Here is a 13398-nt window from a genome sequence, read left to right on the forward strand (position 1 = left end):
CCGTCGCTTACCACTTATAAAGATTAATTATAAATATATAATCAATTTTATTTTTAAACCAGTTCGCCATAACATTTTACCCATATAGAGGAGAAGGTTATGACAGAACTCACCTTACAGAATCACCATCGTACAGTGTGGCATTTTATACCGGGGCTTGCCCTGAGCGCAGTTATCACAGGGGCCGCCCTGTGGGGTGGATCTATTCCTGCCGTCGCGGGAGCCGGGTTCAGCGCCCTCACCTTAGCCATCTTACTGGGAATGGTCATCGGCAATACGGTGTATCCGCAAATCTGGAAAAGCTGTGACGGCGGCGTGCTGTTCGCTAAACAACATCTATTACGCCTGGGGATCATTCTCTACGGGTTTCGCCTCACCTTCTCACAGATTGCAGACGTGGGCGTCAGCGGAATTGTGATTGATGTACTGACGCTCTCCAGCACTTTTTTACTCGCCTGTTTCCTCGGGCAGAAAGTGTTTGGTCTGGACAAGCACACCAGTTGGCTGATTGGCGCCGGAAGCAGCATTTGCGGAGCGGCGGCAGTGCTGGCAACGGAGCCTGTCGTCAAAGCGGAGGCCAGTAAAGTTACGGTGGCCGTCGCGACGGTGGTGATTTTCGGTACGCTGGCAATCTTCCTCTACCCGGCAATGTATCCGCTGCTGGCGCACTGGTTCAGCCCGGAAACCTACGGCATCTATATTGGTTCGACTATGCATGAAGTAGCCCAGGTCGTTGCCGCCGGGCACGCCATTAACCCGGACGCGGAAAACGCCGCGGTGATTGCCAAAATGCTGCGCGTAATGATGCTGGCGCCGTTTCTGATTCTGCTGGCCGCCCGCGTGAAACAACTTTCTCCAGCGACGGGCGCGGAGAAAAGCAAAATCACCATCCCGTGGTTTGCGGTGCTGTTCATCGTAGTGGCAATCGTTAACTCGTTCCATCTGCTGCCGCAGGCGGTGGTAAACATGTTGATTACGCTGGATACGGTTCTGCTGGCGATGGCAATGGCCGCGCTGGGCCTTACAACGCACGTCAGCGCGCTGAAGAAAGCCGGGGCGAAACCGTTACTGATGGCGCTGGTGCTGTTTGTCTGGCTGATTGTTGGCGGCGGCGTGATTAACGTACTGATTCACCATCTTATCGCATAAAGCACTACATTTTGCCCCTGTTAACCCGCTATCATTGGAGAGTATTTTTTTCGAATACACGACATTATTCAAACCTGAAGAATAATGTGTATAGCGGGTTTAACAGGAGTCTTCCATGAAATATATCGGAGCGCATGTCAGCGCCGCAGGCGGGTTAGCCAACGCTGCAATTCGCGCCGCAGAAATTGACGCAACCGCATTTGCGCTGTTCACGAAAAATCAGCGTCAATGGCGCGCCGCGCCGCTCACTGCCCAAATCATTGATGACTTTAAGGCCGCCTGCGAGAAATACCACTATTCGCCTGCGCAGATCCTTCCCCACGACAGCTATCTGATCAACCTCGGGCACCCTGTCAGCGAAGCGCTGGAAAAATCGCGCGATGCGTTTATTGATGAAATGCAGCGTTGTGAGCAACTGGGGCTATCGCTGCTCAATTTCCACCCGGGTAGCCATTTACAGCAAATCCCGGAAGAGGAATGTCTGGCGCGAATTGCAGAGTCGATCAACATTGCCCTTGAGAAAACCCAAGGGGTCACGGCAGTCATTGAAAACACTGCGGGTCAGGGGAGCAATCTGGGATTCAGGTTTGAGCATCTCGCCGCCATCATCGACGGCGTGGAAGATAAATCCCGTGTGGGCGTCTGTATTGATACCTGTCACGCGTTCGCGGCCGGTTACGATCTGCGTACCACCGACGAATGTAAAAAAACATTCGCCGATTTTGAGCGTGTTGTGGGCTTTACATACCTGCGCGGCATGCACCTGAACGACGCGAAAAGCGCCTTTGGCAGCCGCGTTGACCGTCACCACAGTTTGGGCGAAGGCAACATTGGTCATGATGCATTTCGCTGGATCATGCAGGACGATCGTTTTGACGGTATTCCGCTGATTCTGGAAACCATCAACCCGGATATCTGGGCAGAAGAGATCGCCTGGCTGAAAGCGCAGCAAACGGCAAAGGTGGTTGCGTAATGATGAACGACAGGGAAAAGCAGATCCTCAAGATCCTGCGCCGCAATCCGCTCATTCAGCAAAATGAAATCGCTGATATTTTGCAGATCAGTCGCTCACGCGTGGCGGCCCATATTATGGATTTGATGCGCAAAGGGATGATAAAAGGCAAAGGCTATATCCTCACCGAGCAGGAGTATTGCGTGGTGGTCGGGGCGATCAATATGGATATTCGCGGCGTGGCGGATATCCATTATCCGCAGGCGGCTTCCAACCCTGGCAGCATTCACTGTTCTGCTGGCGGCGTGGGGCGCAATATTGCGCATAATCTGGCGCTGCTGGGTCGCGATGTGCATTTGCTCTCTGCGGTCGGTAGCGATTTTTATGGTGAAACGCTGCTGGAGCAGACTCGTCAGGCTGGCGTGAACATCTCCAGCTGTATCCGCCTGCATGGGCATAACACTTCAACCTATCTGTCCATCGCCAACCAGCAGGAAGAGACAGTGCTGGCGATTAACGACACCCACATTCTGCAACAGCTGACGCCGCAGTTGCTGAATAGCTCGCGGGATCTTATTCGTCACGCTGGCGTGGTGCTGGCGGACTGCAACCTGACGCCGGAAGCCATCGAATGGGTCTTTACCATTGCGGATGAAATCCCGGTCTTTATTGATACCGTTTCAGAGTTCAAAGCGGAAAAAATCAGGACCTGGTATTCACGCATTCATACGTTAAAACCCACGCAAAAAGAGCTGGAGATTCTGTGGGGAAAAGCGGTGCGTTCCGATGCCGACCGTGTACAGGCCGTCAATGACCTGCATCAGCAAGGCGTACAGCGAATCTTCGTTTGCCTGGAAGATGAAGCGGTCTTTTGTAGCGAGAAAAACGGCGAGCAGTTTTTACTCACCCCGCCATCTCACACCCGCGTGGACAGCTTCGGCGCGGATGATGGCTTTATGGCCGGGTTGCTCTACAGCTTTCTGGAGGGTAGTGATTTTCGCGATAGCGCAAATTTCGCGATGGCCTGCGCGGCGTTATCGCGCGCCAGCATCAGTATTAACAACCCCACCCTCTCCGCCGATAACGCGCTTTATCTGCTGAAAACAACCCTGGCATAATGCCTGATGGCGCTGCGCTTATCAGGCCTACGGTGTGCATTACTGTGGATCGGATATGCCTGATGGCGCTGCGCTTATCAGGCCTACGAGGTGCGTTACTGTGGGTCGGATATTCCTGATGGCGCTTCGCTTATCAGGCCTACGGAGTGCGTTACTGTGGGTCGGATATGCCTGATGGCGCTACGCTTATCAGGCCTACGGAGTGCATTACTGTAGGCCTGATAAGGCAAAGCCGCCATCCGGCAAAATCGTCTACTACAACTACGCCAGCCCGATAAAGAACCCCGCGATAGTGGCGCTCATCAGGTTAGAGAGTGTTGCCGCCGCCAGCGCACGCATTCCAAGCTGGGCGATTTCCGGCGCACGCTGCGGCGCAATCGCAGAAAACGCGCCCACCACCACACCAATCGAACCAAAGTTGGCAAAGCCACACAACGCGAAAGAGATGATCGCTATCGTCTTCACATCCAGCGTACCGGCAGCTTGCAGATACGGTGAGAAATTGAGATAAGCGACAAACTCGTTAATCGCCAGTTTTTGCCCAATCAGGCTACCGGCAAGCGTCGCATCGCTCCAGTCCACGCCCATAATCCAGGCCAGCGGCGCTAAAACCCAGCCGAAGATCCCTTCAAGGGTGGCGTGACCAAAGCCGAACCAGCCGCCAACGCCGCCGATGATGCCGTTAATCAGCGCGATAATGGCGACAAACGCCATCACCACCGTCGCCACACCGGCGGCGATTTTCAGCCCGGTCATCGCGCCGCTGGCCGCCGCTTCGATGATGCTTTTTGGCGGCGTTTCGGTAAATGACAGGTTTTCAAACGTCACCTTCGATTCTTCCGTTGCCGGGCTCAGCATACGGGCAAACAGAATGCCGCCAGGGATCGCCATTAAGGACGCCGCCAGCAGATAATCAATCGGCACCCCCATTCCGGCATAGCCAATCATCATCGAACCGGCGATTGAGGCCATGCCGCTACAAATGGCGGTAAACAGTTCATTACGATTTAGACGGTCGATAAACGGTTTTACGATCGCCGGGATCTCGTTTTGCCCGAGAAAAATGGTGGTAACGGCAACGAACGACTCGATCTTACTGATATTCAGCGCTTTCTGGAAAATACCGCCGAGAATACGGATCAGCAGTCCCATCACGCCAATGTAGTAAAGCAAGCTGATCAGCGCAGTCACAAAGATGATGGCCGGCAACACGCGAAAGGCGAAGATAAACCCGGCGCCGTCAAACAGCACATCCATTTTTTGCCCTACTAATGAGCCAAAGATAAATGCGCTACCTGCGTCGCTGTAGGACATCACCTTGTGGACACCGAGCGCGGCCTGCTCCACCAGCCATTTCCCCGGCGGGAAATAAAGCATGATCCCACCGATGGCAATTTGCAGCACCAGCGCTGCGCCAACGGTACGCAGGCTGATACGTTTTTTATTCACTGACAGCAGAAATGCGATTGCCAGTAGTACCACCATACCCACAACACTTCTCATTATATCCATAATGATTTTCCCTTCATGCCAGGAAACCCGGCGTGAAAGCCAGGTTTTGATATCGCGGGCGACCGCTCTCTGCCCGTGCGTTTTTATCAGGCGAGGCGTTGATATTCCTTCGCTATTTCACAGGCCAGTACAGCGTTGTTGAACACCAGTTGGATATTGGATTTCAGGCTATCGCCGCCGGTCAGTTCCGCCACGCGCGCCAGCAAGAATGGCGTACTTTCTTTCCCCACGACGCCCTGCTCTTCCGCTTCTTTCACGGCCTGATCGATCGCCGCGTTGATTTTCTCTTCCGCCATCGCAAACTGTTCCGGGATCGGGTTTGCCACAACCAGACCACCGTTCAGGCCGGTTTGCCATTTCACCGTCATTGCGCGGGCGATGTCTTGCGCGCTGTCCAAGCGGATACTGACGTCAAACGGACTGGTACGGCAGAAAAATGCCGGTAATGCCTGGGTCTGATAGCCAATTAACGGCACGCCAAAAGTCTCTAAATATTCGGTGGTTAATCCCAGGTCGAGAATTGATTTCGCCCCCGCACAAACTACCGTGACATTGGTATGCGCCAGCTCCTGTAAGTCAGCAGAAATATCAAACGTATGTTCTGCGCCACGATGTACGCCACCGATACCGCCGGTTGCAAATACTTTAATTCCGGCCAGTGCGGCAATAATCATGGTGGATGCGACCGTCGTTGCGCCATTTTTTCCAGCGGCAACCACAAACGGTAAGTCACGACGACTGACTTTTGTAACGTTATGTCCTTCACGACCTAATAATTCAATTTCTTCTTTATTCAGGCCCACTTTCATTACACCGCCAATAATGGCAATGGTTGCGGGCACGGCGCCATGTTTACGAATAGTTTCTTCAACTTCAATTGCCGTTTGCGCATTTTGCGGAAAAGGCATACCGTGGGAAATAATGGTTGATTCCAGCGCAACAATGGGTTTATTACTCTTTAATGCGTCCTGTACTTCTGGCGAAATTTGTAATAATTCAGAGGAAAGAGTTAATTCAGACATTCTGTGTTCTCCACTAACGATGTAACATTCGCGACAGATAAATCAGGGTTATTGGTATATTCACAGGCAAGCGCCATTGATGAACAACCCTGTGCAAATCGAACCGAATCTATAAAGGGCAAGCCGTCCATCCAGCAGGCGGCGAGTCCCGCCATCATGGCGTCGCCAGCGCCGGTCACATTGACGACGTTGGTTTTAATGGGGAGCGACCAGCCGTTTTCGCCGTTGATATCGCTGTAATAAACGCCGTCGCCACCCATACTGAGCACCAGACGGTTCAGGCCATGTTCATGAAACCATGCCGCAACGCTCCCGACATCTTCCCGCCCGGAGAGGGGAATGCCGCTGAGGGTTTCAGCTTCAAGCCGGTTGGGTTTCAGCGTGTGAATTTTGCCAAGTCGCTCGCGAATTTTGACACACTTCCAGGCAGAAACCGGATCAACAAATACCGGCACATCGCCTGCATTTTCCAGCACCCAGTTCAGTGCCTCTTCGCTGATATTACAATCGGCGACAATCACTTTTGCCCCACGAATAAAATCAGCATGCTGTGATAAAAATTCAGCCGAAATAAAGTCGGTAATGCTCATGTCATTTATGGCGACCAGCATTTCTCCGGTATTGTCGAGCAGGGATAAGTAACTTGACGTATTTTCTCCCGGCACAATCAGACATTTATCAACGTGCACACCGGATTGATTCGTTTGCGCCATTAATGACTGCCCATAGAAATCACTCCCGACTGCCGTCAGTAGCCATGAGTTTTTTCCCAGCAGCGCCAGATTATGCGCAATATTGCGCCCCACGCCGCCGGGGGTAAATTTTATTTTCCCCGGATTGGAGTCCGCATAATTTAAAGAAGCATGCGAATACCCGGCAACATCCATATTGGCTGAGCCAATCGTCACTATGTATTCCGTTTCACGCATAGAACGTCCTCTGGCATTAAGCTGCCATAACAATGAGTTCGTTAAGAATAACCACCGCCACAATCGAGATTATTAGAGCACATGTTCATATTAAAACATGTGTTCATGATATGCGTGTTTTTGATAAAGTAAATCCATCCGCAAGCCCTAAAGCGAATAGATATGAACAGAGTCACAATTTTTTATAGATACAGTTTGCAAGGGAGGAAAAAGTTGCGAGCCAGGACACAAAATGGGAGGGATAAAAAAGGCAGAAAAATACCGGATGGCGACGCTAATGCGTTTTATCCGGCCTACAGGATCGGTATCCGTAGGCCGGATAAGGCGCTCACGCCGCCATCCGGCACAAGGTTTTACATTATGCCGCTTTCGCGATAACTTCAGCTTCCGGGCGTTTCAGGAACGCATAGGCCAGACCAGCAACCAGCGTACCCGCAACAATCGCCAGCAGATAGCCCAGCACCGGTGTAATCGCGCCAGGAATCAGCAGCACAAACAGACCGCCGTGCGGCGCCATCAGTTTCGCGCCAACCCACATTGAGATTGCGCCTGTCAGCGCGCCGCCGACGATACAGCATGGCAGGACACGCATCGGGTCACGCGCCGCAAACGGGATCGCGCCTTCGGTAATGAAGCACAGCCCCAGCACCAGCGCGGCTTTGCCCCCTTCCTGCTGCGCCTTGTCGAACTTACGACGCGCAACCAGAGTTGCCAGCCCAAGAGCCAGCGGAGGAACCATGCCTGCCGCCATAATCGCCGCCATCGGCGCATAGGTTTGCGTACTCAGCAGACCAACACCGAACGCATACGCCGCTTTGTTAACCGGGCCGCCCATATCAGTACACATCATACCGCCGAGGATCGCGCCCAGCAGTACCGCATTCGCCGTCCCCATCGTTTGCAGCCAGTGAGTCAGCCCTTCCAGAATGCCGGCAACCGGTTTACCGATAAGGTAAATCATCGCCAGACCGACAATCAGACTGGAAATCAGTGGAATGATCAGGATCGGTTTCAGCGCTTCCATACTCTGCGGAAGTTTCAGTTTAGTGCTGATAAGTTTCGCGACATAACCGGCCAGGAAGCCCGCGATAATACCGCCGATAAAGCCAGATCCGGTGCTCACCGCCAGCATACCGCCGATAAGACCTGGCGTCAGGCCTGGACGATCCGCAATGGAAAACGCGATATATCCCGCCAGCACTGGCACCATTAACGCGAAGGCGGAACCGCCGCCAATCTGCATCAGCGCCGCAGCCAGCGTACCTTCTTCTTTAAACGCCTCAATACCAAACGCAAAGGAGAGCGCGATACACAACCCACCCGCAACCACCATTGGCAGCATGTAGGAAACGCCCGTCAGCAGATGGCGATATGCGCCAGCGCTCTCTTTTTTCCCTTCTGTCGCGGCGGCCTGCGCTTTGCCCGTAGGCGCATACGGCGTTGCTTCCGCTACGGCTTTGTCCAGTTCCTGCGCGGTTTTCTTCAGCGCCAGGCCGGTTGACGTACGGTACATCGGTTTTCCGGCAAACTTCGCCAGATCCACTTCGATATCAGCCGCCACGATCACCAGATCCGCTTCCGCAACCTCTTCCGGCGTGATGGCATTGCCTGCGCCCACGGAGCCGCGGGTTTCGACCTTCACCCACCAGCCACGTTTTTTCGCTTCGGTTTCAATCGCTTCAGCCGCCATAAAGGTATGCGCGACGCCTGTCGGACACGCCGTCACCGCCACGACGCGTTTCGGGCCGCTGGCCGCTGCCGGGGCGGCAACCGCTATCGGCGCGCTGTATGGCGTCGCGTGTCCTTTCGCTTCATTGAGGAACAGTTCCGGGTGCGCCACGGCACGGGCAATATCGCCCAGCCAGACTTTTTTACCGTTCAGCGCGCTGTCGTTCGGCACAGCGTCAGCCAACACAATGGCCAACTCTGCGTCATTCGGATTGTCGATAATTTCCAGATTTGCTTTATGTGCCGCCGCGCCGAGCAGGGTCTTCGCCATGTAAGCGCGAGCCTGGCCGAGATTGGCGTCAATAATCAGCAGCGTTTTCATTATGCCTCTCCTGCTGTCAGTTAAACGGTTTTAAGTCGACGCGCGCCATCATTGCGGCCAACTGAGGACGATCGGTAATGCCCACATTGCTCTGGCTTACCGCAAGCGCGGCAACGGCTGTCGCCAGACGCAACGTATGTTCACTGGATTCACGCATCAGCAGGCCGTAAATCAGACCGCCAACCATAGAATCCCCTGCACCTACGGTACTCACCACATCAACGGACGGTGGCTTCGCAATCCATTCGCCGGATGCGTTCACCCACAGCGCCCCTTCCGCACCGAGAGAGATCACCACATGCGCAATACCTTGCTCACGCAGGGCGTGCGCCGCGTCGATCACATCTTTCATTTCCGGCAGCTTACGGCCTGCCCAGATTTCTAATTCACGACGGTTCGGTTTCACCAGCCACGGCGCCGCTTTCAGACCCGCCACCAACGCTTCACGACTACTATCAAAGATAATGCATGGGCACTGGCTACGCAGACGCGTCATCCAGTCGGTAAACGCTTCCGGGCTGACGCCTGTCGGCAAGCTGCCGCTGACGCAGACCATATCGAACTGACCCAGCCAGCTCAGCGAATCGTTCACAAAACGTTCCCAGTCAGCCGGAGTCACGTCAAAACCGGAGAAGTTAAAGTCGGTCACTTCACCGTCTTTTTCCGTCAGCTTAACGTTGATGCGGGTGCGCCCCTGCACCACCTGAAAACGGTTGGCAATGCCCAGCTCGCTGAACAACTGCTGGAAACCGTCCTGGTTGTCTTTACCCAGGAAACCGCCAACCGTGACATCAATACCTAAATCTTTCAGAACCCTGGCAACGTTGATGCCTTTACCCGCCGCATGCAGACCCGTGGTTTTCACCAGGTTCACTTCGCCGCGTTCAATCTCCGGGCAGAAACCGACCAGGTCGTATGCCGGATTAAGGGTGATAGTAGCAACACGTCTGCTCATTACGCGCCCTCCCCAAGACCAGCGGCAATGGCGTCGCCAATCGCTTTCAGCGCCTGTTCAGCATCTTCGCCCTGCGCCGTAAAGCGCAGGCGATGGCCTTTCTTCACGCCCAACGCCACCACTTTCATCAAACTGCGTCCATTTGCCGGTTTTCCGGTTCCATCAAGGTTTGCCACGGTAATTTCGCTATTAAATTGTTTAATGGTATTCACCAGCATGGTGCCCGGACGGGCGTGTAAGCCATGCTCATTGCGCACGACAAATTCGGCGCTCAGCACGTCGTCAGTCAATGCTTCATCACTGGTCAGCAGCGCCAGCACGGTGGCGGCATCCGCTTTCAGCAAACGGTCAGCTTTATTGTTCAGCAGCAGATCGCCAAGGCGCTTCAGCACGGCGACGGGCTGATCGTCATTCATCGCGACGGTCACCAGCAGCGCAGCCGCTTCGCCCTCTACGTCAAACGCCGTAGCCGCACGGCTCACAGCGATAGCGCTGCGCAGGTTGCCGTCCGCGCTGTCGTTCAGCCAGATGCCCTGGCCGAGATTCATCGGCTGTTCATTGATGGTTCTGGCGACAAACGCGGCATCCACAGCGCCTGCTTCTTTCAGGCGCGCGGCGTTCAGCGCCTGTAGCGTCACCAGGTCGCTGGCCGTCACATCCAGCGTCAGGGTGTCGTTATCCAGCTTCAGCTGTTCGCTCTGCTTTTCACCCATCAGCAACGCGCGCAGTTCTTCTGCCGTCGTGGCGGATTTCAGCTGTTCAGCCACAGCGTCATCGCTTAATACGTGCGTCAGCTGACGCAGCAACCCGAGATGCTCATCGGAGCTGGCGGCAATACCAATCACCACATAGGCCACTTGCCCTTCGCCCCAGGTTACGCCCTGCGGAAACTGGAACACCTGCACGCCGGTTTTCAACACCTGATCGCGCGTGTCGGTCGTTCCGTGCGGAATGGCGATACCGTTGCCAAGGAAAGTGGATGTCTGTTGCTCACGCGCCAGCATGCCGTCGACGTAGCCGTCTGCGACGTTGCCCGCCTGCACTAACGCAGCGGCAACCTGGCGAATGGCCTCTTCTTTGTTTCCGGCCTGTTCGCCCGGATGAATGTCCTGAACCGATAACTGGAACATAGTTCTCCTCTCCTGCTGAACTTGAAACGATTCAGCTAACATGAGAAAAAAGGCGCTAATCTGACTTGTAATCAAAAACAAAATAGCGCTGAAACGTTTCAAGAAGTCTTGCGCTTTCTGCTTCAGCACGCAAGTAAAGTCGTAAAATTGATGACAGAATTTAGAGATAAAGCACACTTTTCATTCAGGAAGGTAATAAATGCTGAAATGAATTGCCCGTAAAACGATCTGTTTCAGCACCGTCAGCATCTTCCCTTCATAGACTGAAATGCTATTTTGATTTTTTGTGGCGATTTTGATTTGGGCACCTGTTTATTTCCTGACGAGCGGCGTAAACTCCGCGTCTCTTCACACCACTGATACAGAAACATGCATAACACCCCCGTTGCCGCCACACCAAAAACGTTTGATTTGACGTCTTCGGCATTCCTGCTCGTCGCATTTCTGACGGGTATCGCCGGTGCGTTACAGACGCCGACGCTCAGTCTTTTTCTGACGGATGAAGTACACGCCCGTCCGGGCATGGTTGGCTTCTTTTTTACCGGCAGCGCCGTTATCGGCATTCTGGTGAGCCAGTTTCTGGCCGGGCGCTCCGACAAAAAAGGCGATCGCAAAAGCCTGATCGTTTTTTGCTGTGTGCTGGGCATGTTGGCCTGCGTGCTGTTTGCCTGGAACCGCAACTATTTTATTTTGCTGTTCGTCGGCGTTTTCCTGAGTAGTTTTGGTTCGACCGCGAACCCGCAAATGTTCGCCCTTGCCCGCGAACATGCCGATCGCACCGGTCGCGAAGCCGTGATGTTCAGCTCGATATTGCGCGCCCAGGTTTCGCTGGCGTGGGTGATCGGGCCGCCGCTGGCCTATGCGCTGGCGATGGGGTTCAGCTTTACCGTGATGTACCTGAGCGCGGCGGCGGCGTTTGTCGTCTGTGGCGTAATGGTCTGGCTGTTTTTACCGTCAATGCGTAAAGATGCGCCGCTTGCTGCCGGAACCCTTGAAGCGCCGCGCCGTAATCGCCGCGATACGCTGCTGCTCTTTGTTATCTGCACATTAATGTGGGGAACCAACAGCCTCTATATCATTAATATGCCGCTGTTTATCATTAACGAACTGCATCTGCCGGAAAAACTTGCCGGCGTCATGATGGGGACTGCCGCCGGGCTGGAAATTCCCACCATGTTGATTGCAGGCTATTTTGCTAAACGTCTGGGGAAACGCCTGCTGATGCGGATCGCCATCGTGGCGGGGTTCTGCTTTTACGCGGGTATGCTGCTGGCGCACTCGCCTGTCGTTCTGCTCGGCTTGCAGTTGCTGAACGCAATTTACATCGGCATTCTCGGCGGCATCGGGATGCTCTATTTTCAGGATCTGATGCCCGGCCAGGCGGGTTCAGCAACCACGCTGTATACCAATACCATCCGCGTAGGCTGGATTATCGCCGGATCGCTGGCGGGGATTGCGGCGGAAATCTGGAATTACCACGCCGTATTCTGGTTTGCGCTGGTGATGGCCCTCGCGACGATGGTTTGTCTGGCACGCATTAAAGACGTTTAAGGCGCAGTAAGCGTTTCCAGTTCAATGAGGTAGATCATTGCCTGCGCCCTTGTCTGACCGCACATATCGGCGCTGGGTTGCAGGCCTGCGCAGACCTTTGGACGCAGCGGCGAACCGAAGATCTTACAGCGTTGATGTTCATCAAGCTGGACACACGGCGTGTTTGCGGGTTTACCGTCAGGCATACCCGGAATGGGGCTGGAGATTGAAGGCGCGGTGCAACATGCTCCGCAATCCGGGCGGCATTCCATACAGTATTCTCTATTCGTAAGCCACCGGACTGAAAGTGGGCGAACAGTATACACAAAATCATCCGGGATATGTGAATTCCACTTGCCTGAATCGCCCGGCGCGAGTAGTTTGACGCGATATTTTAGACATTCTCTACAACAGGATTTTTTCGATGCCAAGAGCGAACGAAATTAAAAAAGGTATGGTACTGAACTACAACGGCAAGCTGCTGATTGTAAAAGATATTGATATTCAGTCACCGACCGCCCGCGGTGCCGCGACGCTGTACAAAATGCGTTTTTCCGACGTCCGTACGGGTCTGAAAGTCGAAGAGCGTTTCAAAGGCGACGACATCGTTGATACCGTCACCCTGAGCCGCCGTGGCGTCGATTTCTCTTATATCGACGGCAACGAATATGTGTTCATGGATAAAGAAGACTATACCCCGTATACCTTCACCAAAGATCAGATTGAAGAAGAGCTGCTGTTTATTCCTGAAGGCGGAATGCCGGATATGCAGGTGCTGACCTGGGACGGTCAGTTGCTGGCGCTCGAACTGCCGCAGACGGTTGATCTGGAAATCGTGGAAACCGCACCGGGCATTAAAGGCGCGTCAGCCAGCGCCCGCAACAAACCCGCAACGCTGAGCACCGGTCTGGTGATTCAGGTGCCGGAATACCTGAGCGCCGGTGAAAAAATCCGTATTCACATTGAAGAACGTCGCTACATGGGCCGCGCGGACTAAGCGCCCGTTGCCGACGCACCAACAAAAAAGGACAGCCCTGGCTGTCCTTTTTTA

Annotated in this window: 12 protein-coding genes; 5 read left to right on the forward strand and 7 right to left on the reverse strand. The window is 54.0% G+C overall.

All coding sequences use genetic code 11. From position 1 onward, the window contains the following. Positions 1–99 precede the first annotated feature (99 nt). The 3 genes from OGV50_RS02330 to OGV50_RS02340 all read left to right on the forward strand — a co-directional run bounded on the left by OGV50_RS02330 (position 100) and on the right by OGV50_RS02340 (position 3219). Positions 100–1149, forward strand: coding sequence for a YeiH family protein (locus OGV50_RS02330; RefSeq protein WP_012131604.1), 1050 nt, complete (start codon positions 100–102; stop codon positions 1147–1149). Between the two features lie 115 nt (positions 1150–1264). Continuing rightward, complete coding sequence (nfo, locus tag OGV50_RS02335; protein ID WP_286488270.1) at positions 1265–2122, forward strand: deoxyribonuclease IV; 858 nt, start codon at positions 1265–1267, stop codon at positions 2120–2122. A 2-nt stretch (positions 2123–2124) separates the two neighbouring features. Then, positions 2125–3219 carry a sugar kinase gene (locus OGV50_RS02340; protein ID WP_024130172.1) on the forward strand — a complete coding sequence of 365 codons (1095 nt, stop codon included), beginning with the start codon at positions 2125–2127 and terminating at the stop codon, positions 3217–3219. Between the two features lie 261 nt (positions 3220–3480). Here the strand turns inward: OGV50_RS02340 and OGV50_RS02345 are convergent, their stop codons facing one another. The 6 genes from OGV50_RS02345 to fruB form a co-directional block, all read right to left on the reverse strand. Continuing rightward, positions 3481–4731 carry a NupC/NupG family nucleoside CNT transporter gene (locus OGV50_RS02345; protein ID WP_286488271.1) on the reverse strand — a complete coding sequence of 417 codons (1251 nt, stop codon included), beginning with the start codon at positions 4729–4731 and terminating at the stop codon, positions 3481–3483. Between the two features lie 86 nt (positions 4732–4817). Further along, the gene (locus tag OGV50_RS02350; RefSeq protein WP_286488272.1) at positions 4818–5753 is read right to left on the reverse strand and encodes a pseudouridine-5'-phosphate glycosidase; all 936 of its coding nucleotides are present in this window, start codon (positions 5751–5753) and stop codon (positions 4818–4820) included. Further along, positions 5741–6682: a pseudouridine kinase gene (locus OGV50_RS02355; RefSeq protein WP_012131594.1), complete on the reverse strand. Its 942-nt coding sequence runs from the start codon at positions 6680–6682 to the stop codon at positions 5741–5743. Before OGV50_RS02355 ends, OGV50_RS02350 begins: the two co-directional genes overlap by 13 nt. 358 nt (positions 6683–7040) lie before the next feature. Continuing rightward, positions 7041–8732 (reverse strand): PTS fructose transporter subunit IIBC, encoded by a 1692-nt coding sequence (fruA, locus tag OGV50_RS02360; protein ID WP_199971621.1) that lies wholly within the window; start codon positions 8730–8732, stop codon positions 7041–7043. A 16-nt stretch (positions 8733–8748) separates the two neighbouring features. Continuing rightward, a complete protein-coding gene (gene fruK / locus OGV50_RS02365; RefSeq protein WP_012131592.1) occupies positions 8749–9687 on the reverse strand; it encodes a 1-phosphofructokinase in 939 nt (312 codons plus the stop codon). Continuing rightward, positions 9687–10817, reverse strand: a complete 1131-nt coding sequence (gene fruB, locus OGV50_RS02370; RefSeq protein WP_200090835.1) for a fused PTS fructose transporter subunit IIA/HPr protein — start codon at positions 10815–10817, stop codon at positions 9687–9689. The genes fruK and fruB overlap by 1 nt, the downstream gene beginning before the upstream one ends. A gap of 369 nt (positions 10818–11186) precedes the next feature. On the opposite strand from fruB, the gene setB reads away from it, so the two are divergent. Continuing rightward, the gene (gene setB / locus OGV50_RS02375) at positions 11187–12368 is read left to right on the forward strand and encodes a sugar efflux transporter SetB (RefSeq protein ID WP_047462472.1); all 1182 of its coding nucleotides are present in this window, start codon (positions 11187–11189) and stop codon (positions 12366–12368) included. On the opposite strand, the gene OGV50_RS02380 is transcribed toward setB, so the two are convergent. Continuing rightward, the gene (locus tag OGV50_RS02380; protein ID WP_024130170.1) at positions 12365–12619 is read right to left on the reverse strand and encodes a YkgJ family cysteine cluster protein; all 255 of its coding nucleotides are present in this window, start codon (positions 12617–12619) and stop codon (positions 12365–12367) included. The two genes, setB and OGV50_RS02380, sit on opposite strands and share 4 nt — an antisense overlap. Before the next feature lie 152 nt (positions 12620–12771). Here OGV50_RS02380 and yeiP point away from each other — a divergent pair, with 152 nt between their 5' ends. Then, complete coding sequence (gene yeiP / locus OGV50_RS02385) at positions 12772–13344, forward strand: elongation factor P-like protein YeiP (protein WP_012131588.1); 573 nt, start codon at positions 12772–12774, stop codon at positions 13342–13344. Positions 13345–13398: the final 54 nt, after the last annotated feature.

Source organism: Citrobacter sp. CK180 (assembly GCF_030333655.1).
Lineage (GTDB): Bacteria > Pseudomonadota > Gammaproteobacteria > Enterobacterales > Enterobacteriaceae > Citrobacter_B > Citrobacter_B koseri.

Excerpts from the sequence above, each read along its gene's own strand:
- yeiP (WP_012131588.1), top strand. The coding sequence starts at position 12,772 with ATGCCAAGAGCGAACGAAATTAAAAAAGGTATGGTACTGAACTACAAC.
- OGV50_RS02350 (WP_286488272.1), bottom strand. The coding sequence starts at position 5,753 with ATGTCTGAATTAACTCTTTCCTCTGAATTATTACAAATTTCGCCAGAA.
- OGV50_RS02380 (WP_024130170.1), bottom strand. The coding sequence starts at position 12,619 with ATGGAATGCCGCCCGGATTGCGGAGCATGTTGCACCGCGCCTTCAATC.
- nfo (WP_286488270.1), top strand. The coding sequence starts at position 1,265 with ATGAAATATATCGGAGCGCATGTCAGCGCCGCAGGCGGGTTAGCCAAC.
- OGV50_RS02345 (WP_286488271.1), bottom strand. The coding sequence starts at position 4,731 with ATGGATATAATGAGAAGTGTTGTGGGTATGGTGGTACTACTGGCAATC.
- OGV50_RS02340 (WP_024130172.1), top strand. The coding sequence starts at position 2,125 with ATGAACGACAGGGAAAAGCAGATCCTCAAGATCCTGCGCCGCAATCCG.
- fruA (WP_199971621.1), bottom strand. The coding sequence starts at position 8,732 with ATGAAAACGCTGCTGATTATTGACGCCAATCTCGGCCAGGCTCGCGCT.
- OGV50_RS02330 (WP_012131604.1), top strand. The coding sequence starts at position 100 with ATGACAGAACTCACCTTACAGAATCACCATCGTACAGTGTGGCATTTT.
- setB (WP_047462472.1), top strand. The coding sequence starts at position 11,187 with ATGCATAACACCCCCGTTGCCGCCACACCAAAAACGTTTGATTTGACG.
- OGV50_RS02355 (WP_012131594.1), bottom strand. The coding sequence starts at position 6,682 with ATGCGTGAAACGGAATACATAGTGACGATTGGCTCAGCCAATATGGAT.
- fruB (WP_200090835.1), bottom strand. The coding sequence starts at position 10,817 with ATGTTCCAGTTATCGGTTCAGGACATTCATCCGGGCGAACAGGCCGGA.
- fruK (WP_012131592.1), bottom strand. The coding sequence starts at position 9,687 with ATGAGCAGACGTGTTGCTACTATCACCCTTAATCCGGCATACGACCTG.